Raw genomic sequence first — 26,149 nt, 5'->3', positions numbered from 1 at the left:
TCAGGCATCCAAGGCCAGGGAGGCCGTGCCGACTCTGATTCAAGTCAAAGTGGATTTGGCTGAGCTGTTATTATCCGCCGTATCTATTCAGTACGGATTGATCCATGTCCTCTCGCGAAATCCGCATCGCCACCCGTAAAAGTGCGCTGGCCCTCTGGCAGGCCGAATACGTCAAAGCCCGTCTGGAGGCGGCCCATCCGGGCTTGCTGGTGACGCTGGTGCCCATGGTCAGTCGCGGCGACAAGCTGCTTGATTCGCCACTGTCGAAGATCGGCGGCAAGGGTCTGTTCGTCAAAGAACTGGAAACCGCGCTGCTGGAAAACGAAGCCGACATCGCCGTGCATTCGATGAAAGACGTGCCAATGGATTTCCCTGAAGGCCTCGGTCTGTTCTGCATTTGCGAGCGCGAAGATCCGCGCGATGCCTTCGTTTCCAATACTTACGCCAGTCTCGATGCGTTGCCTGCCGGCGCGATCGTCGGCACCTCGAGCCTGCGCCGACAGGCGCAACTGCTGACGCGTCGTCCGGATCTGCAGATCCGCTTCCTGCGCGGCAACGTCAACACCCGCCTGGCCAAGCTTGATGCCGGCGAGTACGACGCGATCATCCTCGCGGCGGCTGGCCTAATACGCCTGGGTTTCGAAGACCGCATCACTTCGGCGATCAGCGTCGACGACAGCCTGCCGGCCGGTGGCCAAGGTGCAGTCGGCATCGAATGCCGCAGCGCCGACACTGAAATCCACGCCTTGCTCGCACCGCTGCATCACGCCGATACCACTTCGCGTGTGACCGCCGAACGTGCCCTCAACAAACATTTGAATGGCGGCTGCCAAGTGCCGATCGCCTGCTATGCCGTGCTCGAAGGCGAGCAGTTGTGGCTGCGCGGTCTGGTCGGTGAGCCGAGTGGCGGCATACTGCTCAGCGCCGAAGCCCGGGCACCGCGTGCCGAGGCCGAAGCGCTGGGTGTGCAAGTTGCCGAAGACCTGCTGCGCCAGGGTGCGGATGACATTCTCAAAGCGGTCTACGGCGAGGCAGGTCACGAGTGACCGGTTGGCGCCTGCTGCTGACGCGCCCTGCGGAAGACTGTGCGGCGCTGGCGCAGACGTTGGCCGAGCAAGGCGTTTTCAGTAGCTGTTTGCCGCTTCTGGACATTGTCCCGCTGCCGGTCTCTGAGAAAATTCGTCAGGCGATTGCGCGGTTGCCGCGTTGCAACGCGGTGATCGTGGTCAGCAAACCCGCGGCGCGCATTGCGCTGGATCTGCTCGGTAATTCGTCTTCGCTGGCGATGCCGTGGTTCAGCGTCGGCGCGGCAACCGCGCAGATTCTTAGCGATCATGGTCTGGACGCGAACTTCCCGGCCGCCGGCGATGACAGCGAAGCATTGCTGCAATTACCGCGTCTGCGTGAGGCGGTCAGCCAGACCGGTGCACAGGTGTTGATCCTGCGCGGGGAGGGCGGTCGCGAGTTGCTCGCCGAGCGCCTGCGCGAGCTAGGTGCTAGTGTCGAGTATCTGGAGTTGTATCGACGCGACCTGCCAGCCTACGCCCCGGATGAGCTGCCACGGCGGATCGCAGCGGAACGCTTGAACGGGCTGGTGGTCAGCAGTGGACAGGGTTTCGAGCACCTGCGAAAAATGGCCGGTGATATCTGGCCAACCATCGCGCGGTTGCCGTTGTTTGTACCAAGCCCAAGGGTCGCCGAGCTGGCACGTGCCGCCGGGGCTCAAACAGTTGTGGATTGCCGCGGCGCGAGTGCCGCGGCTTTGCTGACGGCGTTGCGGGAGCATCCCGAACCCGTTTTCTAATGCAAAGGATGGATACGTGAGCGAAGCAGCCTTGCCTAAAGATGACGTCCAGCCTGTGATTGAATCTCAGGTTGAAACTCCACCGCCGGCCACAGAGCCGCGCCGAGGCAATGGACTGGCCATCGTCGCCCTGTTGCTCGGCGCTGCCGGCGTTGCGATCGGTGGCTGGGGTGTCTGGCAGGTCCGCCACCTGCAGACCAATACTCAGCAGCAGTCCGGTGAAGTACAGGCATTGAACGATCAGGCGCAGAGCCTGAAGCTCAATGAACAGCGTCTGACCGAGCGCCTCGCGCAACTGCCCGGTGCCGACGAACTTGCCGAACGCCAGCGTCTGGTGACGCAGCTTCAGGGCGATCAACAGCGCCTCAATCAACGCCTGGAAACGGTGCTTGGCGCCAGTCGCAAGGACTGGCGTCTGGCCGAGGCCGAGCATCTGCTGCGTCTGGCCAGCCTGCGTCTATCGGCGTTGCAGGACATCAGCAGCGCTCAGGCGCTGGTGCAGGGCGCTGACGAAATCCTTCGCGAGCAAAACGACCCCGGTTCCTTCGCCGCCCGCGAGCAAGTGGCGAAAACCCTGGTGGCGCTGCGCAGCACCGCGCAGCCGGATCGCACCGGTCTGTTCCTGCGTCTCGGCGCGCTGCGTGATCAAGTCATCGACCTCACCGAGCTGGCGCCGGAGTACAAGGATCGCGGCGAATCACTGCTGGGCCTGACCGCCGACGGTGATGGCGCCAGTCGTTGGGCGCAGTGGTGGGATCAGGTCTCGCGCTACATCCGTATCGATTTCAACGCCGACAAAAATGTGCGCCCGCTGCTGGCCGGGCAGAGTCTGAGTCAGGTTCGTCTGGCCCTGAGCCTTGCGCTTGAACAGGCGCAGTGGGCAGCGCTCAACGGGCAGGCGCCGGTCTACACCCAGGCACTGGCCGAAGCACGTGATGTGCTCAAGGGCAATTTCAATCCGGACAATCCGCAAAGCAAAGTGATGCTGGAACAGGTCGGCGAGCTCAGCAAGGAACCGGTTACGGTCGTGACTCCGGATCTGGCCGGCACGCTGAGTGCGGTGCAAGCCTATCTTGAGCGGCGCAACGTCAACGCCGAAGAGTCGGTGAAACCCTTCGCCAAACCTGCCGCCAACACCGCGCAGGAGACCACGCCATGAAACGCCTGTATGTGATCGTGTTTCTGGTGATCGCGGCGACGGCGGCGCTGGGCTTTGCAGTGGCACAGCATTCTGGCTACGTGCTGATTGCCTACAAGAGCTTCCGTTACGAAGCGAGTCTATGGGCGACACTGGCGGTGATCGCGGTGTTGTGGCTGCTGATCTGGGGTATCAAGGCGCTGGTTGAGTTGGTGATGACCTCCAGTGGCGTGGTCAATCCATGGTCACGGCGCAACCGCAGTCGTCGCGTGCAGGTAGCGATCGAGCACGGCCAACTGGATCTGGCCGAAGGTCGCTGGGCCAGCGCGCAGCGTCATCTGTATCGAGCGGCTGAAGCCGAGCGCCAGCCGCTGCTGTACTACCTCGGCGCAGCCCGCGCGGCCAATGAGCAAGGAAATTACGAGGAGTGCGATCGATTGCTGGAGCGCGCGCTGGAGCGTCAGCCGCAAGCGGAACTGGCAATTGCTCTGAGCCATGCGCAACTGCAGACCGACCGTGGTGACACCGACGGTGCCTTGGTGACCCTGCAAGCGATGCACGATCGCCATCCACACAATGCGCAGACGCTGCGTCAGTTGCAGCGTTTGTATCAGCAGCGCGGCGAATGGTCGGCGGTGATTCGTTTGCTGCCGGAATTGCGCAAGGACAAAGTCCTGCCGCGCGCCGAACTGGCCGAACTCGAGCGCCGCGCCTGGGGTGAAAACCTCTCGCTGGCTGCGCAACGTGAAGAGGATGGCAGCGTTGGTTTGCAGTCGCTCACGCGCGCCTGGGAACAGCTCACCTCGGCGCAACGGCAGGAGCCGCCGCTGGTGTTGGCGTACGCCGAACAGTTGCGTCAGTTGGGCGCTCAGGTCGAAGCCGAAGAAGTGCTGCGCACCGCCCTCAAGCGCAAATACGACAGCCATCTGGCGCGTCTCTACGGTCTGGTGCGCGGCAGCGATCCGGCCCGTCAGTTGCAAACCGCCGAAGGCTGGCTGAAAGATCATCCGAACGATCCGAGCTTGCTATTGACCCTCGGCCGCCTGTGTCTGCAAACCAGTCTGTGGGGCAAGGCGCGGGATTATCTGGAAAGCAGCTTGCGTGTGCAGCGCAATCCGGAAGCCTGTGCGGAACTGGCGCGTCTGCTCGCCCAGTTGGGCGATACCGAACGCAGCAATCAGTTGTTCCAGGAAGGCCTCGGTCTGCTCGACGAACGTCTGCTGGCCGCGCCTTTGCCGGTTGCTGCTCACGTCTGAAGTGGCGAGGGAGTTCGCTCCCTCGCGTGTCTTTTGTGACGGGAATTTCAACTTCAGTGAGTGTCTGGGGCAAATTCCTACAGCGGGTTACATCTATTCCTCTCGAACCTGTCGGGTTTTCCCTACACCTCTGGTGAACTGTCGGCAGGGCCTTGCCTTGAAAGGCTGACACGCTTTCCTCTACCGTAACCGTCTGTCTCTACTGGTACGGAAAAGCCATGTCGTTGGCCTGCTCACGCTCCTTGTTCTTCATGGCTTTCACTGCGGGGGCCTTTGCTCTGGGAGCTTCCTATTATCTTGAATACGCTGTCGGTCTGACCCCATGCAGCCTGTGTCTGGTGCAACGGCTGTTCCTCACGCTGCTGTGCGTTTCCAGCGGTGTGGCGGCGGTGCACGGCCCCATGCGTGTCGGTTTGTGGTTCTACTGGCTGTTGACGCTGGGCGCGAGCCTTGGCGGCACTACGGCTGCCTGGCGGCAGGTGCTGATCCAGAGTGATCCGCTGCTGCATCTGCTCAATTGTTCGCCAGCTCCCGAGACATTGTTCAGTGGTCTGCCGTGGATCTGTGCGCTGCAAAGTATGTTTAACGGTGGCGCCGACTGTGCGGAAATTTCCTGGACCCTGTTCGATCTGAGCATCCCGGAGTGGAGCCTGTTGTTCTTTGTCGCCGTCTCGATTCTGGCGGTGTATCAAATGTTGCGACTGGTCTGGAGTGCTCTGCAGCGCCCGCTCAGCGGCGAAGCGTCGCACCCGGTGCTGCTGCGGGATTAAACACTTGTATGAACTTTATCTCCTGCGTACCTTGAAGCCATAGGCGTGCGGGCATAATCTGGCCCGCACGTGTCATTGGATTTATGTTGCTCGATGACGCTCTGCCCGGCCGACCCCCAAGGCAAAATCAAAAGAGGGGCGCGGGTGTAGAGCAGCATGACCCACAAGGGAAGAGAGATCGCCATGCTCGAAAGTTGTCAGAATGCTCAGGAACGTTGGGGTGGAGTTCATCTGCTGATCGACCGCTGGTTGCAAGAGCGTGAAGAGCTGATCGGCGCCTACGACAAACTCGGTGCGCAGCCGGAGTCGCTGGCCGAGAGCCGCAAGCCTTTGCAGGAGTTCTGCGGCGTGCTGGTCGATTACGTCTCGGCCGGGCACTTCGAAATCTACGAACAGCTGACTGGCGAAGCCAAGGCGTTCAACGACAAGCGTGGTCTGGAACTCGCCGAGACGATCTATCCGCGCATCGACGTCATCACCGAGAAGCTGCTCGCCTTCAACGATCTGTGCGATGAAGGCAAGTGCGTAGCGGAGAAGTTCAAGGAACTCGGTGGCCTGCTGCACGAGCGCTTCGAACTCGAAGACTGCCTGATTGAAGTGCTGCACACAGCACACAAGGAAGAGGATCCGGTTCAGGCCTGATCCGAACCCTGATCAAAAAAAACGGTGCGCCCCAAGCGCACCGTTTTTTATTGCGTGCTCAACTGCTCGCGCCGCGCAAATCCACTTCGAACACCAACGGTGTGAACGGGGCGATCAGGTCGCCGGCACCGTCGGCGCCATAGGCCTGATCCGATGGAATCACCAGGCGCCATTTCGCGCCCACCGGCATGTTCTGCAACGCGGTGCGCCAACCGGCAATCACGCTGTCGAGGTTGAACCATTGCGGCTGAGTGTTCTGATCGAACACGGTGCCGTCGGGTAGTCGACCGACATACAACACCTGCACTTTCCCATCGGGACCGGCTCGGGTGCCAGTGCCCGGTGTCAGTTCGGTCAACAGGATGCCATCGGCCAATTCCTTCACGCCTGGCTTGGCTTTTTCTGCGGTGAGAAAACGCTGCTCGTTTTCCATCGCGGCGTCGCTCGAAGGCTGCGCGGAGTGTTCGGCATTTTGCGCTTCATGATCGGCCAGAATCTGCTCGATACGTGCTTCGCTCAGTGCCAGCGGCTTGCCTTGATAGGCTTGTTGCAAACCGTCGACCAGCGCCTGAATCTGCAATTGCGGGACTTCCTGACGCAGCCGTTCACCGAGGCTGGCACCGAGGCTGTAGGCCAGATCGTGAGCATCATTCGCGGTGGTTTTTTCGTCCGCATGAGCGGCCGAAAAAATCATCCAGAGGGATAAAAAAAAGTAGCGCGACATAGGCACTCTCCGTCCTGAGATGCGGTGGATTATGCCAGCGCGAACGTCTGCAACGGTGAACTGCTTTTGACTTCGCGCAGAACATTTTCGATTCGGTGCAACGCAACGCAATCGATACTGTCAAGATGCCCTAGCGGCGGTAACTGCAGAGGTCTAGTATGAGCCGCACTCACGTCAGCCAGGAGGTAAACCATGTCGGCCACCAAGAAGCCTGTAAATACTCCGTTGCACTTACTCCAACAACTCTCGGGCAGCTTGCTCGAGCATCTGGAAAACGCTTGCTCCCAAGCCTTGGCTGATGCTGAAAAACTGCTCGCCAAACTGGAAAAGCAACGCGGCAAGGCGCAAGAAAAACTGCACAAATCCCGCACCAAATTGCAGGACGCAGCCACTGCCGGTAAAGCCAAGGCGCAGAACAAAGCCAAGGCCGCAGTGAAAGAACTGGAAGACCTGCTCGATGCCTTGAAGGATCGTCAGTCCGACACCCGCAGCTACATTCTGCAACTCAAGCGCGATGCCCAGGAAAGCCTGAAGCTGGCCCAGGGTGTTGGTCGCGTTCAAGAAGCCGTGGGCAAAGTGTTGTCCTCGCGCGCAGCCAAACCGGCAGCGGCACCGGCGAAGAAAGCAGCTGCCAAACCTGCTGCTGCAAAAGCTCCAGCGAAAACCGCAGCGGCCAAGCCTGCTGCTAAAACCGCTGCCAAGCCAACTGCAAAAACAGCGGTGAAAGCCGCTGCAAAACCAGTTGCCAAAGCGGCCGCAAAACCTGCAGCGAAGAAACCTGCTGCGGCGAGCGCTGCAAAACCAGCGGCTAAAACCACGACGGCAAAACCTGCTGCGCGTACTGCCGCTGCCAAGCCGGCTACCCGTGCCGCCGCTGCTAAACCAGCCGCCAAACCAGCTGCTGCCAAAGCTGCTCCAGCGAAAACCGCCGCAGCCAAACCGGCCGCTAAACCTGCTGCCAAAGCTGCCGCAAAACCTGCTGCTAAAACTGCTGCTGCAAAACCAGCTGCCAAGACTGCCGCTAAACCAGCTGCCGCCAAACCTGCTGCAAAAGCACCAGCAAAAGCTGCTGCCAAACCAGCCGTGAATGCCGCCGCCAAACCGGTAGCCAAGCCAGCCGCTAAACCGGCCGCTGCTGCCAAACCAGCGACTGCTGCTGCCAAGCCTGTTGCTGCAAAACCAGCCGCCAAGCCAGCTGCGAAACCTGCCGCAAAACCAGCCGTTAAAAAGCCAGCCGCTGCCAAACCGGCTGCCGCTAAACCGGCTACCGCGCCTGCCGCTAAGCCTGCCGCACCGGCAGCGTCGTCTGCGCCATCGGCACCTGCTCCAGCCGCTACTGCCTCGACTCCTTCGACTGCGCCATCGCCAGCCGCTGTGTCGAGCACCAGCAACAACCCAACCAGCGCTTCCTAAACGCCGGTCGCCGCGACGCGCAGCACTTGCAGCGCGTCGCGGTTCGGGCTGGCCGCCGTGCCGGCCAACTCTTCAAGCCAGGTTGTTGAACCAGCATCGTTTCGCGTCCACTCCTGCGCCACCCCCTCAAGCCGTGACAGCAACGCTCGCTCAGCTTCCAGCTCCAGTGATTTGATCTGCTCGCGCATGCCTTTCAAAACCGCATCATCCACCGCCCGCGCTTTCCATTGCATGCGCAGGGTTCGCAGCGGCTGCACCACCTCGATATCCCACTGTCCGGTCAGCGCCTGAAGCTGCCTTACGCGTTGTTCGTCGCAGGTTGCGCCACGTTGTTCCAGCCATAAGCCGCACAGCAGCAGGCAGACATTGGCCCCCGCCGTTTGCAGTTGCAGGCAGGCGTCTTCCACGCCCGGACGGGCGTAGGTGGCAAGGGAAAAGCTCCATAGGTCAGAGGACATCGTGCTACTCGCGCCAGTTGTGAGCGAAGCTGGTAGACTCCGCCGCCATTATGATCCGACTTCAGAACCTGACTTTACAGCGTGGCCCGCAACGTCTGCTAGAAGACGCCGAGCTGACCCTGCACGCCGGCCACAAAGCCGGCCTCATCGGTGCCAACGGCGCCGGCAAATCGAGCCTGTTCGCCCTGATTCGGGGTGAGCTGCACCCCGACTCGGGTGATTGCTTCCTGCCGGCTGACTGGCGCATCGCCCACATGCGCCAGGAAATCGAGACGCTCGAGCGCCTTGCCGTCGACTATGTGCTCGATGGCGACCTGCGTCTACGCGAGGTGCAACGTGACCTCGCCGCCGCTGAAGCGGCGCACGACGGTGCCGCTCAGGCCCGTCTGCACTCGGAACTCGACAGCGCCGACGGTTACACCGCTGACGCACGAGCGCGCAAGCTGCTGGCCGGTCTCGGTTTCACCAACGAGCAGATGGATCGCCAGGTGGGAGATTTCTCCGGCGGCTGGCGGATGCGTCTGAACCTGGCGCAGGCCTTGATGTGCCCGTCGGATTTGTTGCTGCTCGACGAACCGACCAACCACTTGGATCTCGACGCGATCATCTGGCTCGAAGAATGGCTGAAAAGCTACCCGGGCACCTTGCTGCTGATCTCCCACGACCGTGATTTCCTCGATGAAGTCGTCGATCACGTCGCGCATGTCGATCAGCGCAAAATCACCCTGTATCGCGGCGGCTATACCGCGTTCGAACGCGCCCGTGCCGAGCGTCTGGCCCAGCAGCAACAGGCCTATGAGAAGCAGCAGGCGCAACGTGCGCACATGGAAAGCTACATCGCCCGCTTCAAGGCGCAAGCGACCAAGGCCCGTCAGGCGCAGAGCCGGATCAAGGCGCTGGAGCGGATGGAAGAGCTGTCGGCGGCCCACGTTGATTCGCCGTTCGACTTCGTCTTCCGCGAGTCGACCAAGATCTCCAGCCCGCTGATCGACCTGTCGGATGCGCGTCTGGGCTATGGCGAAAAAACCATCCTGGAGAAGGTCAAGCTGCAACTGACCCCGGGTGCGCGGATCGGCCTGCTCGGCCCGAACGGCGCGGGTAAATCGACCCTGATCAAGAACCTCGCCGGCGAGCTGTCACCGCTCGGTGGGCGCCTGACCCGTGGCGAGAACACCGTGGTCGGCTACTTCGCCCAGCATCAACTCGATTCGCTGGACGCCAAGGCCAGCCCGTTGCTGCACTTGCAGCGTCTGGCGCCGACCGAACGTGAGCAGACCCTGCGTGATTTCCTTGGTGGTTTCGACTTCCGTGGTGCGCGCATCGACGAGCCAGTGCTGAATTTCTCCGGTGGCGAAAAAGCGCGTCTGGCCCTGGCGTTGATTGCCTGGGAGCGCCCGAACCTGCTGCTGCTCGACGAACCGACCAACCACCTCGACCTGGAAATGCGTCTGGCGCTGACCATGGCGCTGCAGGAATTCAGCGGCGCGGTATTGGTGGTTTCTCACGATCGGCATTTGCTCAAGAGCACCACCGACAATTTCTACCTGGTCGCTGATGGCAAGGTCGAAGAGTTCGATGGCGACCTCGAAGACTACGCACGCTGGCTGGTGGAATACCGTCAGCGCAACGCGCCAGTCAGCAACACCCCGGTCAACCCGGACAAGACCGACAAGAAGGCTCAGCGTCAGGCGGCGGCTGCGTTGCGTCAGCAACTGGCCCCGCACAAGCGTGAAGCCGACAAGCTCGAAGCCGAACTGGGCAAGCTTCACGAGAAACTCGCCAAGGTCGACGCCAGCCTCGGTGACAGCGACATCTACGAGCCGGCGCGCAAGAACGAACTGCGTGATCTGCTCGCCGAGCAGGCCAAATTGAAGGTTCGCGAAGGCGAGCTGGAAGAAGCGTGGATGGAAGCCCTCGAGGTGCTGGAAAGCATGCAGGCGGAGCTGGAGGCGCTGTCCTGATGGAAGCGTTCAAGCTGCCGCTTCCGGCGGTGTGGGTCGAGCCGATCTGGTTTACGGTGCAGATTCTGCTGATCCTGCTGGCCGGTTACCTCACTCAGCGCTTCGTTGCCAAAGGCCTGACCCGGTTGGGCGAGCGCTATCCGTTCCCGCCGCAGTTGCTGATGCCGCTGCGTGGCGTGCTGCGTTGGCTGATCATGGGCAGCGCGCTGATCTTCGTATTGGAGCGCCTCGGCGTCTCGGCTACAGTGTTGTGGACGGCGCTGTCAGGGTTCGTCGCGGTGGCAGCGGTCGCGTTCTTCGCGATGTGGAGTGTGTTGTCGAATTTGCTTTGCGCGATTCTGATCTTCACGGTCGGGCCGTTTCGGCTGGGCGATATCGTTGAGCTGGTGGACACCACCGACAAGCCCGGCGTGAAGGGTCGAGTGGTGGCGATCAATCTGCTCTACACCACGTTGATCGAGGCTGAGGAATTGGGCACTGGCAGCGCGATGGTGCAGGTGCCGAACAGCTTGTTTTTCCAGCGCTCGGTGCGGCGTTGGCGCGGGACGGATGTGTTTCCTTCCAGCGGATTCGAGAAGTAGATTTTCCAAGCAAGATCAAAAGATCGCAGCCTTCGGCAGCTCCTACAGGGTGAACGTCAATCCAGTGTAGGAGCTGCCGCAGGCTGCGATCTTTTGCTTTTAGCCCCAATCCGCATTAGCTTGAGCGTCTGTCACGATTCAGATGCGAGGTGTGCGATGGAGCTTCAAACATGGCTGGCGTTTTTTGCTGCCTGCTGGGTGATCAGTCTGTCCCCGGGCGCCGGCGCCATTGCGTCGATGTCCAGCGGTCTGCAATACGGGTTCTGGCGCGGTTACTGGAACGCCCTCGGCCTGCAAATCGGTCTGGCGGTGCAGATCGCGATTGTCGGCGCCGGTGTGGGTGCGATCCTGACCGCTTCGGCCACGGCCTTCCACGCGATCAAATGGTTCGGTGTCGCTTATCTGGTGTATCTGGCTATCAAGCAATGGCGCGCGCTGCCCATGGACATGAGCGATGACGCGGCGGTGCGGCCGATCGGTAAGCCGCTGGCGCTGATATTCCGTGGCTTTCTCGTGAACATCAGCAACCCCAAGGCGCTGGTGTTCATGCTCGCGGTGCTGCCGCAGTTCATCAACCCGCATGCGCCGTTGCTGATTCAGTATCTGGTGATTGGCGTGACCATGATCTGCGTCGACCTGATCGTGATGGCGGGCTACACCGGTCTGGCGTCGAAGGTCCTGCGTCTGTTGCGCACACCGCAGCAGCAGAAGCGCATGAACCGCACGTTTGCCGGGCTGTTCATTGGTGCGGCGGCGTTTATGGCGACGTTGCGTAAAGCGGCGGCGTAAAGCTTCCAGACACAAAAAAGGCGACCTTTACGGGTCGCCTTTTTTTTGGCTGGGACGCAGAGCTTCCCGGGATGCATTCCCACGCGGAGCATGGGAATGATCAGGGTCCAGTCATCAGCGCAAAATCACCGGCGCGGTATCACGCGGCAGATTGTTGCGCTGCGGTGCTTCGCGCGGCTGCTCGTAACTGCCACCACCGAGCTGCATGCTCAGTTGCCCGGCCACGTCTTCGCCCAGGGCCTTCGACACGTCACGCACCACCCGTGGGCGGTTCAGCGAGATCTTGATATCGCGATGGTTCACCAGTTTGGTGTCCTGCGCTTCGCCCATCGCCGTGAAGGCCGAGGTGATTTCGAAGGTCTTGGTGTTGATCAGGCTGAAGTCCGCCACCAGCGTCAGGCCCAGTACCGCCGAATAGCTGTCGGTGTTCGCCAGCTCGTTGACGTCCTGAGTGAAGTCGATGTCCGACACCGTACCAAACAGCACATAGTCGGCGCCTTTGAAGTTGCCGGCCTTGATGCGCTTGATCACGTCGTAGACGTCACCCTTGGACGACGCGGTGTACGGCGTGCCCTGCACCAGCTGGAACATGCCGGTGCGCAGGATTTCACCCTTGATGTCGCCGGTGAATTTGCGCAACTCGCCTTGCTCGATGTAGCTGGTGCTCGCTTCGATCTCGTTGTAGCTCGACGAGCCGCTGGAGCTGTAGTAACCCTCGCGATGATTGCTCTGGGCGGAAACGATGTGGATGTATTGCTCCACACGTTCCTGGTAAGCCAGATCCGTCACCGCGACTTTCGGGGCCGCTTGCACGCTGAACGCGCAAGCCAGGGCCATCATGCCAATCCATGCGCGCATCAATTAACGCTCCGTGGTTTTGCGGATCTCTTTTTCGTCCATCCACTCGGCCAGACCGCTTTCAACGTCGATCAGTTGCAGGCTGAATTTGTAGAAGACGTCCTTGTAGTCGCTGCTGCGCTTGACGATCGAGCTGATCGAACCTTCGATGCGGTACTTGGCGGCAACCATGTTGCCGGTCTTGGCCACGGTGCTCTTCTTGTACAGGCCGCTCTGGTTTTGCAGCTTGAGCTGATCAACCTGGCTTTGCATGGCGTTATTGTCGCTGGCGAAACGCGCAACACCGGTCTTCATCAGCTGAGTCTTGATGCTGGTGGTGATTTCGCGGGTGTCGATGTACTCGCTGGTCTTGTTCTTCACGTCGTAGACCTGAACCACCGGACGGCCCTGCAGAATGCCGGACTGGGCCAGCGAGCGGGTCATCGACTCGGCGATCATTTGCAGGTCGGTCGAACCGAATTCGTTGGTCACGGTTTCAACCGCTTTGGTGTCGCCGTAGCTGATGTTCTTGCTGCCCAGGGTCGGCGAAGTGTTGGCGCAACCGGAGGCCAGCAGGGCGATGACAGCGATGCAGGAAAAGCGTGCAAACATGGGAATGCTCTCTAAAACAGGAATAGGGTGACAGGCTTACGGCGTCTTGATTTCCAGACGGAAGTCCACGGCTTTCGGAGTCGGGGCAATGCCCTGAATGAAGCTGGTCTGGGCGCCGTACATCATTTGGCTTTTCCACACTTCTTCTCCGGCAATCGGGAAGCCTTCCGCGCCGAGCCAGGCGAAGCGGTAGTAGAAAATCTTGTTGCTGTTGAGGGTGTTGCTCAACTGCACATTGACCGTCATGAAGCCGTTTTCGCGAGCGACGCGCATGGCGCCGACGACGATGTGTTTCTGCGGACCCATGGCCACGACTTTGCTCGCGGCGCTGCCCGGCTCCGGTGGTGGCGGGGTGGCGCAGCCGCTCGCCAGCAAGGCGAGGGCGGCGACGGCGATGAGGTTGAAGCGCATGCAAAGACTCCGTTCTTAAGGTTGTTTGAGGCTGGCGACGTTGGTCGCGCCGGCGCTCGGGATGACGTGTGCGGCGAGACCACCGGCGAACACCTGGTTGCCCACGGCGCGCAGAGTGATCACTTGATAACGCTGATCGACAGTCACCTTGACCACCGAACCGCCCACGGCGCTTGGCAGGGTAACCTGATGCTCACCCTTTTTCAGGCGCAGACGCACCACTTGGGTGTTGTCAGGCAGGGTGCGCCACGTACGGGTATCGGCACCTTCGAGCACAGCTGAAGAGATACCGACGGCGAGACCTGCCAGCGGGTTGGTTTCGTTGATCTGCTTCTGCGCAACACCCTTGGTGATTGCCCGCACGGTGGTGCGCAGGATGATCCCCGGCATGTCGTCACGCAGGGCGCGGCGGGACATTGCGGTGGTGCTGTTGAGTGCGGTCAGATCGACCTGCTGACCGTCGACGCCGATTTGCGCGAAAGTCGCCGTGGAGGTGTCAGGCTTGATGATCGGGAACGACAGCGGCGTGATCACCACATTATTTGAGATCGGCAATGGCAGCGGCACGCGGATCGAGTCGCGGGCTGGCGCCAGACCGCTTTGCACCACGATCAGAATGTCGCTGTCGTCGGACTTGCTCGGTTTGTCGAGGTTGACCAGCGCCTGTTCCAGCAGCGGCGTGTTCGGACGCAATTCGGCAGCCTTGCGGTAGCCCGGTGCAGCCAGGCCTTTTTCGCCCAAAGCTTCGTAGACGAAACCGGACAGGTAATGGCTGAACGCACTCTGGTAGCTGTTTTTCAGGCCAACCACTTCCGGTGCGTCGAGGCTGGCAACCGGATAACCCTGCAAGTCTTTGTACTGAGTCTTGATGCCTTCTTTCTCGGCCTCTTCTTCGCTCTTGAGGTATTCCTTGTCACGCAGCTCGGCGATCACCGCTTCGCGCTCGTGAGTCTTCTTGATCGCGGTACGCGCGCCGTCGAAGTCATTGACCGCCAGCAGGTTCAGGGCCATCTGGGTGGTCAGCATGACTTTTTCGTAGTCGTAGCCTTCGTAGCGACGCACCTTGTCGTTGACCAGGAAACTGCCGAACTGAGCCAGGTACTTGTCGGTGTCGAGCTTGACCGAGTCTTCCCACTTGCCAACCACCTGGTCGGCGCTGGTCCAGGCATTCTGGCTGCCGGACAGGTCGCCCTTGGCGCGCAGCAATTCACCTTTCTCGAAGTAATAGAGCAGGTCTTTGTCAGGGCCGGTGTTGTTCTTTTCCAGCAGGGTCAGCGCGGCGTCGACGTTGCCGGTGGCCAGTTGCTGGTTGGTCTGTGCCAGTTCGGAGTCGTAGTTGCGAAACGCCGAACAGCCGGAGAGTAGAGTGACGGCGCTGAGCGCGATCAAGGTGGGAGCGCGGAAAACCATGGGGTACTTCTTCCCTGAGTAGCTGATTTAACTGCAGCCGCGTGTGCTGGTCGGGCTGATGTGACCCATCGACAGGGCGTTGGCCTCCTGCCAATTCCTCGTTACCGGAGGAGCTTTTGTGCCGGCTCGCATGGCGAGGGCGCGGCATTATAGGCGTGACGTAGTGGCTATGTAATTGCTTTTTGATTGCACTGGTTTAGTGGTGTGCCATTACCTGGCAGGCGTCGGCGTTTTTTCCGGCAACGGAGTGTCCCGCGGGACGAAAGCCGAACCCACCGTATACGTCTGATCCCGGAACACTCGCAGGTGCAGAATCTGGTGGTCCTGGTCGACGCGTAATTGAAACGGGTAGTCAGTCGGTGGGATTGGCAATCGAAACGTATGCAAACCTTTTTTCAGGCGCAGGCGGGCGATCAGTGTTTTGTCCGGCAGCGCCCGCCAGGTTCGCGTGTCAGCTTCTTCAAACGGGTCATGCTGGGTGACTGTCAGCGAAGCCTTGGCCGGATTGCGCTCGTTCTCCTGAGCCTGACTGATGGCGGCCATGTTGGCGCGGAACAGCGCCCGCGAGATGATTGCCGGCATGTCATCGCGTAATGTGCGGATGGACATGTCGGTGACGCTGTTGATCACGGTCAGCGGCTGTTTTCGACCATCCACCGTGACATGACTGAAGCCGGGGGTCACGGTGTCCGGCACCATGACCGGAAAAGAAATCGGCGCGACGATGACCAGATTTTCGTTCAGGCGCACAGGAATAGGCACTTGCACCGAACTGCGGGCAGGCGCCAGGCCACTCTGGATAATGATCAACACATCGCTTTCATCGGTTTTCGCGATGGGCTTGTCGAGATTGCGCAAGGCTTTTTGCAGAAAGGGCAGGTCCGGGCGCAATTCGATCGCTTGGCGATAGCCGGGCGCCGCGAGGTCTCGCTCGCCCAAGGCCTCGTAAGTGAAGCCAGCCAGATAATGGCTGAAAGCACTCTGATAGCCGTTCTTCAGCTCTACCACATTCGGCGCGTCAAGAATGGCCACGGGGTAGCCTTGCAGGTCCTTGTAACGCAAGACGATGCCTTGGGTCTTGGCTTGTTCTTCGGCTTCTTCGTATTGTTTTTCCCGCTGCCGGGCGATCAGTGCTTCGCGTTCGTGGGTTTTCTTGATGTCGGCGCGTGCCCCATCGAAATCGTTGACGGACAACTGATTGAGGGCCATTTGCGTGGTCAGCATGACCTTTTCGTAATCGTAGCCTTCGTAGCGCCGCAACTTGTCGTTGACCAGCATGGTGCCCATTTCATCGCCGAACCGCGCCAGCAACTTCATGGCGCCTGACGGGTTGAGTTCTTCACGCTGGAAGATCATCCGGTCAGCACTGCGCCAGGCTTGCTGACTTTCGGGCAGGGCGCTGCCAGCGCTGAGGATGGCGCCTGTTTCCAGGTAATACAGCAGATCCTTGTCTTCCCACGGGTTGTGCATCTCGACCAGTGCCAGTGCGCCGGTGAGGTTGCCCTTGGTCATCTCGTCGGTGGTTTGCTGCATTTCCTGATCGTAATTGCGGTAAGCCGCGCAGCTGTTCAATAAAAGAGCAGTGGCGAACAGGACGAACAACGGGATGATCCGCATAAACGGGGGTGTCTCCTTGAGCCGAAATGTTGAGGGCGCGCGCAGTATAGTGGCGGATGCTGGCCAATGGCTGCGATTCAGGTGGGGGGGCCGATGTGCGCCGATCAAGGACCCTGTCACTGCGGCAATCCTCGGCGATATTGCGGTGTTCGTCTGCCGGGTATATCCGCCCAATAAAAGCGAAAAACCGACAAAGCTTGAGAGAAAAGTCCGCGAAGTGAACAATATGTAACTTCGCATTTCCATTTGAGATCCGTTCATGACTGCCTCGTCCCGAATTCTGGCCTGGCTGGTGTTCCCGTTGTTTGCCCTGAGCAGCTTCAATCTGCTGGCCGATACCGTGGAAGGCGCGCCGCAAGCGCTGCACCTGCTCGATTACATCAGTGCGGATTACCCGCCGACGGTAGCGGCGGGCAAGGTTGTCGATGACTCCGAATACCGCGAGCAACTGGAGTTCACGCGGGCGCTGCAAGGCTTGATCGCCGGCATGCCGGCCAAATCTGAAAAAGCTGCGCTGGAGCAAGGTGTCAGCGCATTGAAGGCAGCGATCACCGCGAAGCAGGACGGCGCCGAAGTGGCCCGTCAGGCGCGGCAACTGGGCGCGCAACTGGCGGTGGCGTATGAAGTCAGCCAGGCACCGATCATCACTCCGGATCCGACTCGCGGCGCACCGCTCTATGCGCAGAATTGCTCGGTGTGCCACGGTGACAGCGGCGCCGGTGACGGCCCGGCGGGACTCGGCATGACCCCGGCACCGGCCAATCTGCGTGATGCGGCGCGGTTGGATCACCTGAGCCTGTACGCGATCTACAACACCCTCGGCCAAGGCGTCGAAGGCACCGATATGCCGGCGTTTGCCGATCAGCTTGACGATCGCCAGCGTTGGGATCTGGCGACTTACATCGCCGGCTTCAGCGCCGATCCGGCGGCGGCCAAAGCCGAGAAGACCTATAACATCGCCGATCTGGCGCGCCAGACCCCGGCCGAAGTGCAGGCCGCCGATGGCCCGCAAGCCGCAGCGACCTTCCGTGCACAACGCGCGCAGCCGCCGCAGGTCAAGCGTGGCCCGGCGCAGTTGCTCGACTACACCGCCGCAACGCTGGACAAGAGTCTGGCCGCGTATCGCGCCGGAGAGCACGATCAGGCTTACGACCTGTCGGTAGCGGCCTATCTGGAGGGCTTCGAGCTGGTCGAGAGCTCGCTGGATAACGTCGACGCCAATGTGCGCAAGGACACCGAAAAATCCCTGATGGCTTATCGGCAATCGTTGCAGGACGGTTTGCCGGTCGAGCAGGCCGAGCAGCGTCTGGACGCGGCCAAGGCGAAGTTGAAAGAGTCCGCCGGGTTGCTCGGCAGTGATGGCTTGAGCTGGTCGCTGAGCTACATCTCCGGTCTGTTGATTCTGCTGCGCGAAGGGCTGGAAGCGATTCTGGTGCTGGCGGCGATCCTCGCCTTCCTGCGTAACACCGGCCAGCAATCGGCGGTGCGCAGCGTCAACGTCGGTTGGGGTCTGGCGCTGCTGGCCGGCCTCGGCACCTGGGCGCTGGCGGCGTATGTGATCGACGTTAGCGGCTCGCAGCGTGAACTGCTCGAAGGGGCCACGGCGCTGTTTGCCAGCGTCATGGTCTTGTGGCTCGGTGTATGGATGCACGACCGTCGTCACGCTGCGGCCTGGCAGGATTACATCAAGAGCAGTCTGGTTGGCGGCGGCGGGCGTTTCGGCTTCGCGATTCTGGCGTTCTTCTCGGTGTATCGCGAGTTGTTCGAAGTGATCCTGTTTTACGAAACCCTGTGGCTGCAAGCCGGCCCGGCCGGGCATGACGCGGTGCTCGCGGGTGGCGCCACGGCGCTGGTGCTGCTGGTCGGTCTGGCGTGGGTGATTCTGCGCGGTTCGGCGAAACTGCCGCTGACGCTGTTCTTCAGCATCAACGCGGCGCTGCTCTGCGCGTTGTCGGTGGTATTTGCCGGGCATGGCGTGAAGGCGTTGCAGGAAGCCGGGATCTTCGGCACGCGGCCGGTGGCGTTCTTTGAATTCGATTGGCTGGGGATTCATGCCGATGCCTATTCGCTGACGGCGCAGGCGGTGGCGATTCTGGCGATTGCTGTGTTGTATGGGCGTAGTTGGATGGCGGAAAAACGGCGGGTTTCGGCTGCTTGATTGAGTGCTCCCTTAAAAGATCGCAGCCTTCGGCAGCTCCTACAGGGGCGTAGCATGTCGCAATATTGCGGCGCGACGCGCACTCTGCAGGAGTTGCCGAAGGCTGCGATCTTTTGCTTTTAGAGGTAAAGAAAATGCGTGTGTGGATCGATGCCGACGCCTGCCCACGGGCGGCGAAGGATCTGGTGGTGAAGTTCGCCCTCAAGCGTCAGTTTGAAGTGGTGCTGGTGGCCGGGCAGCCGCAGATCAAGCCGGGGCTGGCCATCGTCAAACTGATCGTGGTGCCGAGCGGCCCGGATGCGGCAGACGATTATCTGGTCGAGCACGCGGTACCGGGTGAGCTGGTGATTTGCAGCGATATTCCATTGGCCGATCGTTTGGTGAAGAAGGGCGTCGCGGCGCTGGATCCGCGCGGCAAGGAGTTCGATGCGCAGAACATGGGCGAGCGGCTGGCTGTGCGCAACCTGTTCACCGATCTGCGCGAACAAGGCCAGATGAGCGGCGGACCTGCGCCGTTCGGCGATCGCGAGAAACAGGCGTTTGCCAATGCGCTGGACCGGATCCTCACCCGACTGACGCGCAAACCTTAAGCCCTACACAAATCCTCTGTGGGAGCGAGCCTGCTCGCGAATGCGTTGTATCAGACAACATAGAGTTGAATGACACACCGCCTTCGCGAGCAGGCTCGCTCCCACCTTTGGTTTTGTACGCAGATGGGGATCAGGCGTCGTTTTCGTGGGTCAGTTCGAGGACGCGATCCACGAGCTTGTTGATCCCCGAAGCCGCCTCACTGATGTTCTGCGCCAGCATGTAAGCCGGGGTCGTCACCAGTTTGCGCGCCTTGTCTTCGATAATCTCCGTCACCGCACAGTCTTCGTGAGTGGCGCCCATCTTGTTCATCGCTGTGGCCGTGTCGGCATCATTGCCGATAGTGCAGGTCACGCCCGGGCCATAGATCTTCGCCGCCAGTGCCGGGGAAATACACATCAGGCCCACCGGTTTGCCCGCTTCGGCAAACGCCTCGGCCAGCGCCAGCACTTCCGGCTGCACGCTGCAGCCAGCGCCTTCAACAGCAAAGTTCGAAAGGTTCTTCGCCGCACCAAACCCACCCGGCACGATCAGCGCGTCGAAGTCGTCGACGTCGGCCTCGCGGATGTCCTTGATGTTGCCGCGGGCAATCCGCGCCGATTCCACCAGGACGTTGCGCGACTCGGGCATTTCTTCGCCGGTCAGGTGGTTGATCACGTGCAATTGCGCGATGTTCGGGGCGAAGCACTGCACCTGCGCGCCACGTTGGTCGAGGCGCAGCAGGGTGATGACGCTTTCATGGATCTCGGCGCCGTCGTACACGCCACTGCCGGACAGGATCACTGCAACTTTTTTGCTCATGGGTTTCTCTCCAGATTCATGGCGCTAAATGTCCACTAAATTGTCGCGCGTTGCCATAGGCTCAAGTGGTGGCGGCACCTGCATGGAACGCTTTCTACATGGATCGCAACAACGGCGGGGTGTTCATTATTTGCGGTTGCCTGCTGCGTAACGAGCGGGAGATTTTTGGCGTGAGAACGCCGCTGGCGAACGGGAGTCCGCTAGCGCAGAGGGGGCAAATGACTGAGAGAGGCGGCCAGCCCACGCTGTGCGCAGGGCTGTACGCCAGTCGCCAGCGAGTTACTCGGCTGGCGTCTTCGGTTCGGCAGGTTTGGCCACTTCGGCTTGATTCAGCAGTGCAGCTTTCGCGGCTTGCTCGTCGGCGTAGACCTGTTTGGCCAGCCGCGCATTCTTGAAGCGGCGGCGCAGCCACAGGCCGACGCCAAGAATCAGCAGCGCACCGAGTACCCACAGCTCGTATTTCTTGATGCTGCCGAGCATGCCTTCCAGCACCGCGCCGAAGTGGTAAGCCGCAGCGGCCAGCGCCGTGGCCCAGATCGCTGCACCGATGCCGTTGAGCAGCAGATAACGTCCCGGCGGATAGCCCGACAGACCGATCGCCACCGGCATCACCGTGCGCAGACCGTAAACGAAACGGAAGCTCAACACCCAGATGTCCGGATGCTTGCGAATGTGCTCCAGCGCGCGGTCGCCCATCAACTGCCAGCGCGGTTTACGCGCAAGCAATTTGCGCCCGTGCTTGCGTCCCAGGAAGTACCACAGCTGATCGCCGGCATAGCTGCCGAAAAACGCCACGACCACCACCAGGTTGATGTCCATGTATCCACGGAACGCGAGGAAGCCCGCGAGCACCAGAATGGTTTCGCCTTCGAAGAACGTGCCGAGAAACAAGGCAAAGTAGCCAAAGTCATGCAGAAATTGTTGGAGCATTGTCTGGGTGCTGGCGAAATGAACGCGCAGCCTAACCCTTCGGACACATTCATGAAAGTGTCCAAATGTGTCTCGACGTGAACAATTCCTACACTGACAATGGAATGCGGCTACATGTCACGGGGCACACATAACTGTCATCTGTTCGTCATAATGGCCGTCTATAACTGTCACGCTCGCCCGTTTGCGCGGGCTCAGGAGTCCGCCGTGAGCTTTACCCCTGCCAATCGTCTGTTCCCTGCCACTCGCCTGCGTCGCAACCGTCGTGATGATTTTTCGCGTCGGCTGGTGCGGGAAAATGTGCTGACGGTCGATGACCTGATCCTGCCGGTGTTCGTGCTTGACGGTGAAAACCGCCGTGAAGCCGTGGCTTCGATGCCCGGGGTAGAGCGGCTGACTATCGACTTGCTGCTGGAAGAAGCGGCGAAGTGGGTCGAGCTGGGGATTCCGGCGCTGGCGCTGTTCCCGGTCACCCCTTCTGAACTTAAATCCCTCGACGCCGCCGAAGCCTGGAACCCCGAAGGCATCGCTCAGCGCGCCACCCGCGCCCTGCGTGAACGTTTTCCGGAGCTGGGGGTGATCACCGACGTCGCGCTCGATCCGTTCACCACCCACGGTCAGGACGGCATCCTCGACGAAGAAGGCTACGTGCAGAACGACGTTACCGTCGACGCACTGGTCCGCCAGGCCTTGTCCCATGCCGAAGCCGGCGCGCAAGTCGTTGCGCCGTCAGACATGATGGATGGTCGCATTCAGGCGATTCGCGAAGCGCTGGAAGTCGCCGGTTACGTCAACGTACGGATCATGGCCTACTCGGCCAAGTACGCCAGCGCCTATTACGGTCCGTTCCGCGATGCGGTCGGTTCGGCGTCGAACCTTGGCAAGGCCAACAAGGCCTCCTATCAGATGGACCCGGCCAACAGCGACGAAGCGCTGCACGAAGTCGGAGCGGACTTGTCTGAAGGCGCGGACATGGTCATGGTCAAACCGGGCATGCCCTACCTGGACATTCTTTTCCGGGTAAAAGATGCCTTCAAAGTGCCGACCTTCGTCTATCAGGTCAGCGGCGAATACGCCATGCACATGGCGGCGATCCAGAATGGCTGGTTGAGCGAGGCGGTGATTCTCGAATCACTGACCGCCTTTAAACGTGCCGGCGCTGATGGCATCCTGACTTACTTTGCTGTCCGCGCCGCTCAATTGTTACGAGAGCAGAAATAGCCCTCCCAGGAACATTCAATGAATACCGAAGGACTCACGGAAGTTGCAGTAAAAGAAGCTCAACCGGTGGTCGAGCAAATCACCGAGACCCCGCCGGAACTGGAGCCTGCGCCACCCGCGCCAGTCGCCGAACCTGTCGCGGCGGCGCCAGTGATTGCCATACCGGGCCTGGATGACAGCAGCCTGTACATCCACCGTGAGCTTTCGCAACTGCAATTCAACATCCGCGTGCTGGAACAGGCGCTGGACGAGTCCTATCCGTTGCTGGAACGCTTGAAGTTCCTGCTGATCTTCTCCAGCAACCTCGATGAATTCTTTGAAATCCGCGTCGCCGGTCTGAAGAAGCAGATCACCTTTGCCCGTGAGCAGGCCGGAGCTGATGGCTTGCAACCGCATCAGGCGCTGGCGCGGATCAGCGAGCTGGTCCATGGTCACGTTGACCGTCAGTACGCGATCCTCAACGACATTCTGTTGCCGGAGCTGGAAAAGCATCAGGTGCGCTTCATCCGTCGCCGCCACTGGACGGTCAAGATCAAAACCTGGGTGCGCCGCTATTTCCGCGACGAGATCGCACCGATCATCACCCCGATCGGCCTCGATCCGACGCACCCGTTCCCGTTGCTGGTGAACAAGAGCCTGAACTTCATCGTCGAGCTGGAAGGCATCGACGCCTTTGGTCGCGACTCCGGTCTGGCGATCATCCCGGCGCCGCGCCTGCTGCCACGGATCATCAAGGTGCCGGAAGAAGTCGGCGGCCCCGGCGACAACTATGTGTTCCTGTCGTCGATGATCCACGCTCACGCCGATGACCTGTTCCAGGGCATGAAGGTAAAAGGCTGCTACCAGTTCCGTCTGACCCGAAACGCCGACCTGGCGCTCGACTCCGAAGATGTAGAAGACCTGGCCCGCGCCCTGCGTGGCGAGTTGTTCTCGCGTCGTTACGGTGATGCGGTGCGTCTGGAAGTCGCTGACACTTGCCCGAAACACCTCTCGGATTACCTGCTCAAGCAGTTCAACCTGAGCGAGAGCGAGCTGTATCAGGTCAACGGCCCGGTCAACCTGACGCGGCTGTTCAGTATCACCGGGCTCGACAGCCATCCGGAGCTGCAATACACGCCGTTCACCCCGCAGATCCCGAAACTGCTGCAGAACAGTGAAAACATCTTCAGCGTGGTCAGCAAGCAGGACATCCTCTTGCTGCACCCGTTCGAGTCGTTCACCCCGGTGGTCGACCTGCTGCGTCAGGCGGCGAAAGACCCGCACGTTCTCGCTGTGCGTCAGACCCTGTACCGTTCCGGCGCCAACTCCGAAATCGTCGATGCGCTGGTGGATGCCGCGCGTAACGGCAAGGAAGTGACGGCGGTCATCGAACTGCGTGCGCGGTTCGACGAAGAGTCCAACCTGCAACTGGCCAGCCGTCTGCAAGCGGCCGGTGCGGTGGTGATCTACGGCGTGGTCGGCTTCAAGACCCACGCCAAGATGATGCTGATCCTGCGTCGCGAGGCCGGCGAGATCGTCCGTTACGCGCACCTCGGCACCGGTAACTACCACGCCGGCAACGCCAAGCTGTACACCGACTACAGCCTGCTGACCTCCGACGACGCTTTGTGCGAAGACGTCGGCAAACTGTTCAGCCAACTGATCGGTATGGGTAAAACCCTGCGCATGAAGAAACTGCTGCATGCGCCGTTTACCCTGAAGAAGGGCATGCTCGACATGATTGCCCGCGAGACCCAGTTCGCTGTTGAAGGCAAGCCGGCGCACATCATTGCCAAGTTCAACTCGCTGACCGATCCGAAGATCATTCGCGCGCTGTACAAGGCCAGCCAGTCCGGTGTGCGTATCGACCTGGTGGTGCGCGGCATGTGCTGTCTGCGTCCGGGGATTGCCGGGGTTTCGCACAACATTCATGTGCGCTCGATCATTGGTCGCTTCCTCGAGCACACGCGGGTGTTCTACTTCCTCAATGGCGGCGACGAGCAGATGTTCCTCTCCAGCGCCGACTGGATGGAGCGCAACCTCGACAAGCGTGTCGAGACTTGCTTCCCGGTGGAAGGCAAGAAGCTGCTGACCCGGGTGAAGAAAGAGCTGGAGTTGTATTTGACTGACAACACTCATAGCTGGAGCTTGCAGTCGGATGGCCGTTACATCCGCAACACGCCGACCGGCAACCAGAACCCGAGGAGTGCGCAGGCGACGTTGCTGGAGCGCTTGGGTAGCCCGATCTTGCCGGTGAGCAGCTGAGAGCTGAAAGTCAAAAGCCCCTCACCCTAACCCTCTCCCAGAGGGAGAGGGGACTGACCGAGGTGAATGTCAGGGTTACGCCGACTTGCAATACCGAGTCGAACTCAGGCTTCGAAGCCAACGGAGATCGGCTCCCTCTCCCTCGGGAGAGGGCTGGGGTGAGGGGCATCGATCTCACGCACACCACTAAATCCCAGCCGAACACCCAATAAAAAAGGCGATCCAGAAGGATCGCCTTTTTTATGCCCAATCGAGGCTCAGTGGACCGTAAGCACAATCCCCACCCGCGTCAGCCAATCCGCCTCAAGCCCGAAATCTGCCTGAGTCAGCTGATTCTCATCCAGCCAGTTCTCCGGGAATTCCACATCCAGGGTGTTGCCCTTGGCGTGCAGCACCACCTGCGGCATCGCCTGGGTGCCACGAATATGGTGGAACAGGATCGCAAAGCGCAGCAATACGCACAGGCGAATCAGCTTGTCGCCGTCGTCACCGAAATCGGCAAACTTGTCCTTGGGAATGTTGCGGCGGTGGCCGCGCACCAATAGCGCGAGCATCTGTTGGTCTTCACGGGAGAACCCGGCGAGGTCCGAGTGCTCTATCAGGTAGGCGCCGTGTTTGTGGTAGTGATAGTGCGCGATGTCGAGGCCGACTTCGTGCACTTTCGCTGCCCAACCGAGGAGTTCGCGCCAGATGCCGTCATCCAGTTCCCAGTCCGCCGCCACTTGATCGAATGCGTGCAAGGCTTTGCGTTCAACCCGCGCGGCCTGCTCCAGATCGACGTGGTAGCGCTCCATCAGCGAGGTCAGGGTGCGTTCGCGCACGTCTTCATGATGATGGCGACCGAGCAGGTCGTAGAGCACGCCCTCACGCAGGGCGCCGTCACAGTGATCCATGCGTTGCAGTTCGAGGGCGTCGAAAATCGCTTCGAGAATCGCCAGACCTGCCGGGAAAATAGTCCGGCGATCCGGCTTGATGCCTTCAAAATCGATCTTGTCGACGTCACCGAGCTTGAACAGGCGACGCTTGAGCCAGGCCAGACCTTCGGCATTCACCTCGCCGGTGCCATGACCGCCAGCCTTCAGGGCCAGGCCGATGGCGCGGATGGTGCCCGAGGAACCGATGGCTTCATCCCAGGTCAGCCGATGCAGGGCATGTTCGATGCTCATGATCTCCAGTCGCGCCGCCGTGTACGCCTGGGCGTAGCGGGCCGGGGTGATCTTGCCGTCCTTGAAATAGCGCTGGGTGAAGCTGACGCAGCCCATCTGCAGGCTTTCGCGCAGCAGCGGCTCGAAACGCTGGCCGATGATGAACTCGGTACTGCCGCCGCCGATGTCGGCGACCAGACGTTTGCCCGGGGTGTCGGCGAGGGTGTGCGACACGCCCAGATAGATCAGACGCGCTTCTTCACGGCCGGAAATCACTTCCACCGGGTGGCCGAGGATTTCTTCGGCGCGGTGGATGAATTCGAGGCGGTTGCGCGCTTCACGCAGGGCGTTGGTGCCGACGATGCGCACGGCGCCGAGCGGCATACCGTTGATCAGTTGGGCAAAGCGCTTGAGGCAATCGAGGCCACGCTGCATCGATTCTTCGTTGAGATGGCGCTCATCGTCGATGCCGGCGGCGAGCTGAACCTTCTCCCCGAGGCGTTCGAGAATACGGATCTCACCGTTCTGGGCCTTGGCCACGACCATGTGAAAGCTGTTCGAGCCCAGGTCGATTGCGGCGATCAGGGACAGATTCTTGGCTTGGGATTGCGGCATGGTCAGGGGGTCTCGGTCGATAAC

At 60.7% G+C, this 26,149-nt stretch carries 24 protein-coding genes; 14 read left to right on the top strand and 10 right to left on the bottom strand.

Annotated features, from left to right (window positions below):
- Window positions 1-104 precede the first annotated feature (104 nt).
- The 6 genes from hemC (at window position 105) to M5G26_RS20115 (ending at window position 5,610) form a co-directional block, all read left to right on the top strand.
- Window positions 105-1,046, top strand: a complete 942-nt coding sequence (gene hemC / locus M5G26_RS20140; RefSeq protein ID WP_134175984.1) for a hydroxymethylbilane synthase — start codon at window positions 105-107, stop codon at window positions 1,044-1,046.
- On the top strand, window positions 1,043-1,804 hold the full coding sequence (locus M5G26_RS20135; RefSeq protein WP_273916295.1) for a uroporphyrinogen-III synthase: 762 nt from the start codon (window positions 1,043-1,045) through the stop codon (window positions 1,802-1,804). Before hemC ends, M5G26_RS20135 begins: the two co-directional genes overlap by 4 nt.
- 16 nt (window positions 1,805-1,820) lie before the next feature.
- On the top strand, window positions 1,821-2,963 hold the full coding sequence (locus M5G26_RS20130; RefSeq protein WP_134175986.1) for a uroporphyrinogen-III C-methyltransferase: 1,143 nt from the start codon (window positions 1,821-1,823) through the stop codon (window positions 2,961-2,963).
- Entirely contained in the window at window positions 2,960-4,198 is a 1,239-nt protein-coding gene (locus tag M5G26_RS20125) for a heme biosynthesis protein HemY (RefSeq protein ID WP_150693661.1), read from the top strand. The genes M5G26_RS20130 and M5G26_RS20125 overlap by 4 nt, the downstream gene beginning before the upstream one ends.
- Window positions 4,199-4,416: 218 nt before the next feature.
- The gene (locus tag M5G26_RS20120) at window positions 4,417-4,968 is read left to right on the top strand and encodes a disulfide bond formation protein B (RefSeq protein WP_134175988.1); all 552 of its coding nucleotides are present in this window, start codon (window positions 4,417-4,419) and stop codon (window positions 4,966-4,968) included.
- 183 nt (window positions 4,969-5,151) lie between these two features.
- Window positions 5,152-5,610, top strand: a complete 459-nt coding sequence (locus M5G26_RS20115) for an Rsd/AlgQ family anti-sigma factor (protein WP_038359126.1) — start codon at window positions 5,152-5,154, stop codon at window positions 5,608-5,610.
- Between the two features lie 58 nt (window positions 5,611-5,668).
- On the opposite strand, the gene M5G26_RS20110 is transcribed toward M5G26_RS20115, so the two are convergent.
- Window positions 5,669-6,334, bottom strand: coding sequence for an FKBP-type peptidyl-prolyl cis-trans isomerase (locus M5G26_RS20110; RefSeq protein ID WP_273916294.1), 666 nt, complete (start codon window positions 6,332-6,334; stop codon window positions 5,669-5,671).
- 192 nt (window positions 6,335-6,526) lie between these two features.
- Here M5G26_RS20110 and M5G26_RS20105 point away from each other — a divergent pair, with 192 nt between their 5' ends.
- Window positions 6,527-7,747 (top strand): AlgP family protein, encoded by a 1,221-nt coding sequence (locus tag M5G26_RS20105; protein WP_273916293.1) that lies wholly within the window; start codon window positions 6,527-6,529, stop codon window positions 7,745-7,747.
- Here M5G26_RS20105 and M5G26_RS20100 read toward each other — a convergent pair.
- Window positions 7,744-8,205, bottom strand: coding sequence for a TIGR02444 family protein (locus M5G26_RS20100; protein WP_273916292.1), 462 nt, complete (start codon window positions 8,203-8,205; stop codon window positions 7,744-7,746). The two genes, M5G26_RS20105 and M5G26_RS20100, sit on opposite strands and share 4 nt — an antisense overlap.
- Window positions 8,206-8,255: 50 nt before the next feature.
- Here M5G26_RS20100 and M5G26_RS20095 point away from each other — a divergent pair, with 50 nt between their 5' ends.
- The 3 genes from M5G26_RS20095 (at window position 8,256) to rhtB (ending at window position 11,536) form a co-directional block, all read left to right on the top strand.
- A complete protein-coding gene (locus M5G26_RS20095; RefSeq protein ID WP_134175992.1) occupies window positions 8,256-10,166 on the top strand; it encodes an ATP-binding cassette domain-containing protein in 1,911 nt (636 codons plus the stop codon).
- The gene (locus tag M5G26_RS20090; protein ID WP_016985893.1) at window positions 10,166-10,747 is read left to right on the top strand and encodes a mechanosensitive ion channel family protein; all 582 of its coding nucleotides are present in this window, start codon (window positions 10,166-10,168) and stop codon (window positions 10,745-10,747) included. The genes M5G26_RS20095 and M5G26_RS20090 overlap by 1 nt, the downstream gene beginning before the upstream one ends.
- Window positions 10,748-10,903: 156 nt before the next feature.
- A complete protein-coding gene (gene rhtB / locus M5G26_RS20085; RefSeq protein ID WP_038359113.1) occupies window positions 10,904-11,536 on the top strand; it encodes a homoserine/homoserine lactone efflux protein in 633 nt (210 codons plus the stop codon).
- A 114-nt stretch (window positions 11,537-11,650) separates the two neighbouring features.
- On the opposite strand, the gene M5G26_RS20080 is transcribed toward rhtB, so the two are convergent.
- From M5G26_RS20080 to M5G26_RS20060, 5 genes are all read right to left on the bottom strand, one after another.
- A complete protein-coding gene (locus M5G26_RS20080) occupies window positions 11,651-12,394 on the bottom strand; it encodes a penicillin-binding protein activator LpoB (protein ID WP_150693665.1) in 744 nt (247 codons plus the stop codon).
- A 3-nt stretch (window positions 12,395-12,397) separates the two neighbouring features.
- Window positions 12,398-12,985 (bottom strand): penicillin-binding protein activator LpoB, encoded by a 588-nt coding sequence (gene lpoB, locus M5G26_RS20075; protein WP_016772610.1) that lies wholly within the window; start codon window positions 12,983-12,985, stop codon window positions 12,398-12,400.
- 36 nt (window positions 12,986-13,021) lie between these two features.
- Window positions 13,022-13,396: a YcfL family protein gene (locus M5G26_RS20070; protein ID WP_273916291.1), complete on the bottom strand. Its 375-nt coding sequence runs from the start codon at window positions 13,394-13,396 to the stop codon at window positions 13,022-13,024.
- Window positions 13,397-13,411: 15 nt separating this feature from the next.
- Window positions 13,412-14,806, bottom strand: a complete 1,395-nt coding sequence (locus tag M5G26_RS20065) for a COG3014 family protein (protein WP_273916290.1) — start codon at window positions 14,804-14,806, stop codon at window positions 13,412-13,414.
- 210 nt (window positions 14,807-15,016) lie between these two features.
- A complete protein-coding gene (locus tag M5G26_RS20060; RefSeq protein WP_273916289.1) occupies window positions 15,017-16,423 on the bottom strand; it encodes a COG3014 family protein in 1,407 nt (468 codons plus the stop codon).
- Between the two features lie 259 nt (window positions 16,424-16,682).
- On the opposite strand from M5G26_RS20060, the gene M5G26_RS20055 reads away from it, so the two are divergent.
- Together M5G26_RS20055 and M5G26_RS20050 are read left to right on the top strand one after the other, a co-directional pair.
- Window positions 16,683-18,581, top strand: coding sequence for an FTR1 family protein (locus M5G26_RS20055; RefSeq protein WP_134175995.1), 1,899 nt, complete (start codon window positions 16,683-16,685; stop codon window positions 18,579-18,581).
- A gap of 134 nt (window positions 18,582-18,715) precedes the next feature.
- On the top strand, window positions 18,716-19,171 hold the full coding sequence (locus M5G26_RS20050) for a YaiI/YqxD family protein (RefSeq protein WP_007911138.1): 456 nt from the start codon (window positions 18,716-18,718) through the stop codon (window positions 19,169-19,171).
- Window positions 19,172-19,301: 130 nt separating this feature from the next.
- Here the strand turns inward: M5G26_RS20050 and elbB are convergent, their stop codons facing one another.
- Window positions 19,302-19,970: an isoprenoid biosynthesis glyoxalase ElbB gene (gene elbB, locus M5G26_RS20045; protein ID WP_038359087.1), complete on the bottom strand. Its 669-nt coding sequence runs from the start codon at window positions 19,968-19,970 to the stop codon at window positions 19,302-19,304.
- A 279-nt stretch (window positions 19,971-20,249) separates the two neighbouring features.
- Entirely contained in the window at window positions 20,250-20,900 is a 651-nt protein-coding gene (locus tag M5G26_RS20040; RefSeq protein WP_134175996.1) for a DedA family protein, read from the bottom strand.
- 207 nt (window positions 20,901-21,107) lie between these two features.
- Here M5G26_RS20040 and hemB point away from each other — a divergent pair, with 207 nt between their 5' ends.
- Entirely contained in the window at window positions 21,108-22,121 is a 1,014-nt protein-coding gene (hemB, locus tag M5G26_RS20035; RefSeq protein WP_273916288.1) for a porphobilinogen synthase, read from the top strand.
- 18 nt (window positions 22,122-22,139) lie between these two features.
- Window positions 22,140-24,365, top strand: coding sequence for a polyphosphate kinase 1 (gene ppk1 / locus M5G26_RS20030; protein WP_038359078.1), 2,226 nt, complete (start codon window positions 22,140-22,142; stop codon window positions 24,363-24,365).
- A 257-nt stretch (window positions 24,366-24,622) separates the two neighbouring features.
- On the opposite strand, the gene ppx is transcribed toward ppk1, so the two are convergent.
- Entirely contained in the window at window positions 24,623-26,125 is a 1,503-nt protein-coding gene (ppx, locus tag M5G26_RS20025; RefSeq protein ID WP_134175998.1) for an exopolyphosphatase, read from the bottom strand.
- Window positions 26,126-26,149: the final 24 nt, after the last annotated feature.

This window comes from Pseudomonas sp. TNT2022 ID642 (genome assembly GCF_028656995.1).
In the GTDB taxonomy this organism is placed as follows: domain Bacteria; phylum Pseudomonadota; class Gammaproteobacteria; order Pseudomonadales; family Pseudomonadaceae; genus Aquipseudomonas.
The sequence above is the reverse complement of the archived record's forward strand: the minus strand, read 5'-3'. Positions and strand labels throughout refer to the sequence as shown.

What these genes read in the sequence shown, in the direction of transcription:
- hemC (WP_134175984.1), top strand. Translation starts at nt 105, where the DNA reads ATGTCCTCTCGCGAAATCCGCATCGCCACCCGTAAAAGTGCGCTGGCC.
- M5G26_RS20125 (WP_150693661.1), top strand. Translation starts at nt 2,960, where the DNA reads ATGAAACGCCTGTATGTGATCGTGTTTCTGGTGATCGCGGCGACGGCG.
- M5G26_RS20120 (WP_134175988.1), top strand. Translation starts at nt 4,417, where the DNA reads ATGTCGTTGGCCTGCTCACGCTCCTTGTTCTTCATGGCTTTCACTGCG.
- M5G26_RS20115 (WP_038359126.1), top strand. Translation starts at nt 5,152, where the DNA reads ATGCTCGAAAGTTGTCAGAATGCTCAGGAACGTTGGGGTGGAGTTCAT.
- M5G26_RS20110 (WP_273916294.1), bottom strand. Translation starts at nt 6,334, where the DNA reads ATGTCGCGCTACTTTTTTTTATCCCTCTGGATGATTTTTTCGGCCGCT.
- M5G26_RS20105 (WP_273916293.1), top strand. Translation starts at nt 6,527, where the DNA reads ATGTCGGCCACCAAGAAGCCTGTAAATACTCCGTTGCACTTACTCCAA.
- M5G26_RS20100 (WP_273916292.1), bottom strand. Translation starts at nt 8,205, where the DNA reads ATGTCCTCTGACCTATGGAGCTTTTCCCTTGCCACCTACGCCCGTCCG.
- M5G26_RS20095 (WP_134175992.1), top strand. Translation starts at nt 8,256, where the DNA reads ATGATCCGACTTCAGAACCTGACTTTACAGCGTGGCCCGCAACGTCTG.
- M5G26_RS20090 (WP_016985893.1), top strand. Translation starts at nt 10,166, where the DNA reads ATGGAAGCGTTCAAGCTGCCGCTTCCGGCGGTGTGGGTCGAGCCGATC.
- rhtB (WP_038359113.1), top strand. Translation starts at nt 10,904, where the DNA reads ATGGAGCTTCAAACATGGCTGGCGTTTTTTGCTGCCTGCTGGGTGATC.
- M5G26_RS20080 (WP_150693665.1), bottom strand. Translation starts at nt 12,394, where the DNA reads ATGCGCGCATGGATTGGCATGATGGCCCTGGCTTGCGCGTTCAGCGTG.
- lpoB (WP_016772610.1), bottom strand. Translation starts at nt 12,985, where the DNA reads ATGTTTGCACGCTTTTCCTGCATCGCTGTCATCGCCCTGCTGGCCTCC.
- M5G26_RS20070 (WP_273916291.1), bottom strand. Translation starts at nt 13,396, where the DNA reads ATGCGCTTCAACCTCATCGCCGTCGCCGCCCTCGCCTTGCTGGCGAGC.
- M5G26_RS20065 (WP_273916290.1), bottom strand. Translation starts at nt 14,806, where the DNA reads ATGGTTTTCCGCGCTCCCACCTTGATCGCGCTCAGCGCCGTCACTCTA.
- M5G26_RS20060 (WP_273916289.1), bottom strand. Translation starts at nt 16,423, where the DNA reads ATGCGGATCATCCCGTTGTTCGTCCTGTTCGCCACTGCTCTTTTATTG.
- M5G26_RS20055 (WP_134175995.1), top strand. Translation starts at nt 16,683, where the DNA reads ATGACTGCCTCGTCCCGAATTCTGGCCTGGCTGGTGTTCCCGTTGTTT.
- M5G26_RS20050 (WP_007911138.1), top strand. Translation starts at nt 18,716, where the DNA reads ATGCGTGTGTGGATCGATGCCGACGCCTGCCCACGGGCGGCGAAGGAT.
- elbB (WP_038359087.1), bottom strand. Translation starts at nt 19,970, where the DNA reads ATGAGCAAAAAAGTTGCAGTGATCCTGTCCGGCAGTGGCGTGTACGAC.
- M5G26_RS20040 (WP_134175996.1), bottom strand. Translation starts at nt 20,900, where the DNA reads ATGCTCCAACAATTTCTGCATGACTTTGGCTACTTTGCCTTGTTTCTC.
- ppk1 (WP_038359078.1), top strand. Translation starts at nt 22,140, where the DNA reads ATGAATACCGAAGGACTCACGGAAGTTGCAGTAAAAGAAGCTCAACCG.
- ppx (WP_134175998.1), bottom strand. Translation starts at nt 26,125, where the DNA reads ATGCCGCAATCCCAAGCCAAGAATCTGTCCCTGATCGCCGCAATCGAC.